The following is a 3,202-nucleotide window of genomic DNA, read 5'->3' as shown; positions in this document are numbered from 1 at the left end:
GTGCCCGCGCGCCCGGCGCCGCCGCCCCTGGTTCGGCTGCTCCGGCGGCTCCTCCGGCGCCTGCCGCTCCGGCAGCCCCCGCTGCCTCTTCGGCCCCCGCCGCACCGGGCGTGAGCGCGCCGGGTGCCGCGGTCCCGTCGGCTACTGCTCCGGGCGCTGCAGCTCCTGGCGCCAGCGCCCCGGGCACAAGTGCTCCCGGCGCCGCCGCTCCGGGGGCGAGTGCCCCTGCGACCCCGGCAGCCACGGCTGCTCCGGGTGCCGCTGCCCCTGGTGCCGCGGCTCCTGGCGTCGCCGCCTCTGGTTCCGCCGTTCCGGGAGCCGCTGTCCCTGGTGCGAGCGCCCCGGGTGCTCAGGCTCCCGCTGCCCCCGGCGCCGCCGCTCCTGGCGCTCCCGCCGCCAGCGCACCCGGTCCCGGCGCACCGGCTCCCTGGGTCTCGGCCGCGGCCGCTACCACCGGGGCCGCCGCAACCGCCGCGACGGCGGCGGATACCGCCGAGGGTGAGCAACGGGACGTCGGCAAGCGGAAGTTCGCGCTGCCGCGCTGGGCCAAGTGGGCCGGCACCGTCGTCGGGCTCGCCGTCGTCTTCGGCCTCGTCGTGCTCTTCGCGCGCTGGCTCGTCGGCACCGGACCCGTCGCCGACTTCATCGAGCGCTACCCCGGCCGTGCGCCGACGCCCGAGTCCACGCCCGTCGGCTTCCCGGCGTGGCTGAACTGGGCGCACTTCTTCAACATCTTCTTCATGGCGCTCATCGTGCGCACCGGCGTGCAGATCCGCAGCGAGCGGCGCGCGCCGGCCTACTGGACGCCGCACTGGGACCACAAACGCAAGATCTCGATCACCCTGTGGCTGCACCTGTGCGTGGACCTGGCGTGGATCCTCAACGGGGTCGTCTTCATCGTCCTGCTGTTCACCACCGGCCAGTGGATGCGCATCGTGCCCACCAGCTGGGAGGTTCTGCCCAACGCGGTCTCCGCGGGGCTGCAGTACCTCACGCTGGACTGGCCCACCGAGCACGCCTGGGTGCACTACAACGGCCTGCAGCAGATCTTCTACTTCCTGACCGTCTTCGTCGCCGCGCCGCTGGCCATCGCCACCGGCTTCCGGATGAGCGGCTGGTGGTCGATGAGGTGGAAGCGCGCCTCGAAGATCTACCCGCTGACCGTCGCGCGCGCCGTGCACTTCCCGGTGATGATCTACTTCTGCGTGTTCACCGTCGTGCACGTCGGCCTGGTGCTGACCACCGGTGTCATCGCCAACCTCAACGGGATGTTCGCCGCCCAGGACTCCACGGGCTGGCTCGGCCCGGTGCTCTTCGTCGTCGCGATGCTCGTGACCGCCGGCGCGACCCTGGCCGCCCGGCCGATGCTGCTGGCGCCCGCCGCCCGGCTGATGGGGCGGGTGACCGCGCGCTGAGTGGGGGTCTGCCTCGGCCTGGCGCTCCGACCCAGCAAGGCCCCGTATAGCAAGGGCGTTTCCCGCCCCAGCAAGGCGTCCGCTTGCTATGTAGGGCCTTGCTGGGCTCAGCACCACGCCGGGCGGATGAGCCCCGGCACCGCGCGCACCGGTCCTCCGGAGACCCCCGGAAACGCCGGAAACCGCCCGGGATCAACCGGGGCGGTTTCCTTATGTGGCTGCGGCCGCGCGGGCGCAGCCGGGCTGTACGGACTAGCGCCAGCCCATCGTCATCAGCAGGCCGACGATGAACAGCCCGAAGCCGATGGCGAAGTTCCACGGGCCCAGCTCGGCCATGAACGGGATGCTCGGCCCGGCCAGGTAGTTGACCACCAGCCAGGCCAGGCCGAGCAGCATCAGCGCGAACATGATGGTCTTGTACCAGACCGGGGTGCCGCCGGTGTTGATCTTCACCGGGGTACGGTTCGCGTTCGCGCCGCCCGTGGAGGGCGCCAGCGGCTGGCTCTTCGTGATCTTCGCCTTGGGCATTGCCGGGTCACCTCATGCATGGAACGTCGGTAAGGGGATCTTGACCCGCACAGTCTAGCAGCAGCGCCGCCCCAGGCCACGTCGGCGGCGCGGCGGCTACCCGGCGCAAGCCCGCCCTGCCACCCGGCGCAAGCCCGTCCCACCGCCCCGGAGCCCCGCACGCGAAACGGCCGGCGACGCCCCGAAGACGCCACCGGCCGCTCCGCCCTCGGCCGACAACCCGGCCGGCCGCACCCCCGCGCTTAAGGCAGCAGCGCCTCCGGGCGGAAGTCCCAGAGCCGCACCTCGACCGACTGGTCGCGGAGCAGGTCCTCACCGGCGGCCGGGGTGGACACGGCGATCTTGTCCTGGTCGGTCAGCGCGCCCGTGGCCACCGGCTCACCGACGGTCAGCGCGGAGTCCGGCCCCTGCCAGCCCGCCTCGCGCAGCGCGGCGAGCGCCTGCGCGCGGTTCATCCGGGTGATCGAGGGCATCGCGATCAGGCGTCCGTTCGAGATGGTCACGGTCACCGAGGAACCCTCGTCGACCTCGCTGCCCGTTCCCTCGACGGCGAGCACGCGGTTCTCCGGCTCGTGGGAGTCGATGTAGTTCGGCTCCAGGCGCAGGCCCATCGACTCCAGGGTGGAGCGGGCCTCGTCGAGCGAGAGCCCCTTCACGTCCGGCACGCGCACCTGCTTCTTGCCGGTCGAGACGGTCACGGCGATCTCGGTGCCCTTGGAGATCTGGCTGCCGGCTGCCGGGTTCTGCGAGATGATCTGGCCCGCCGGCACGGAGTCGGACTCCTCCTCCTCGACCTGGCCCTTGAGCGCCAGACCGGCCTTCTCCAGGGTGCGCCGGGCCTCGTCGAGCGTCATCCCGCTCAGGTCCGGAACGTCGGTGATCTCGCGTCCCGAGGACACGATGAGCTCCACCGCCGTGCCGGGCTGCAGCCGCGAACCGGCGCCCGGGTTGGTGCGGATGACCTGCCCGCGCGGCACGTCCGGGCTGGGCTCCTCGTTGACGTCGACGCGCAGGCCGGCCTTCTCGAGGGTCTGCTCGGCGTCGGTGCGCTGCCAGCCGACGACGTCGGGCACCGCCACCGCGGAGCTCGAGGTGCCGCCGCCATCGTCGTCGTTGGCGAAGAAGTCGTAGGCGAACGCGCCGCTGATAGCCAGCACCACCACGGCGAGCGCCGCGGCGACCCAGCGCGGCCAGTTCGACGGGCCGCGCCGGTGCCGCGCGCGGTCGTCGCGGCGCCGCGGCCGGCCTTCGGCCACGGG

Annotated in this window: 3 protein-coding genes; 1 reads left to right on the top strand and 2 read right to left on the bottom strand. The window is 73.0% G+C overall.

Annotated features, from left to right (window positions below; genetic code table 11):
* The first annotated feature begins 596 nt into the window (after nucleotides 1-596).
* Complete coding sequence (locus QQA02_RS11595) at nucleotides 597-1,415, top strand: cytochrome b/b6 domain-containing protein (protein WP_284773767.1); 819 nt, start codon at nucleotides 597-599, stop codon at nucleotides 1,413-1,415.
* A 252-nt stretch (nucleotides 1,416-1,667) separates the two neighbouring features.
* On the opposite strand, the gene crgA is transcribed toward QQA02_RS11595, so the two are convergent.
* Both crgA and QQA02_RS11585 read right to left on the bottom strand, forming a co-directional pair.
* Nucleotides 1,668-1,943, bottom strand: coding sequence for a cell division protein CrgA (gene crgA, locus QQA02_RS11590; protein WP_284773768.1), 276 nt, complete (start codon nucleotides 1,941-1,943; stop codon nucleotides 1,668-1,670).
* Nucleotides 1,944-2,185: 242 nt separating this feature from the next.
* Nucleotides 2,186-3,202: Stk1 family PASTA domain-containing Ser/Thr kinase (locus QQA02_RS11585; RefSeq protein ID WP_284864351.1), on the bottom strand; the 1,017-nt coding region annotated here is incomplete at its 5' end.

This window comes from Corynebacterium sp. MSK006, from assembly GCF_030232385.1.
GTDB classification, from domain to species: Bacteria; Actinomycetota; Actinomycetes; order Mycobacteriales; family Mycobacteriaceae; genus Corynebacterium; species Corynebacterium frankenforstense_A.
This window is presented reverse-complemented; position numbering and strand designations above follow the sequence as displayed.

What these genes read in the sequence shown, in the direction of transcription:
- crgA (WP_284773768.1), bottom strand. Translation starts at nt 1,943, where the DNA reads ATGCCCAAGGCGAAGATCACGAAGAGCCAGCCGCTGGCGCCCTCCACG.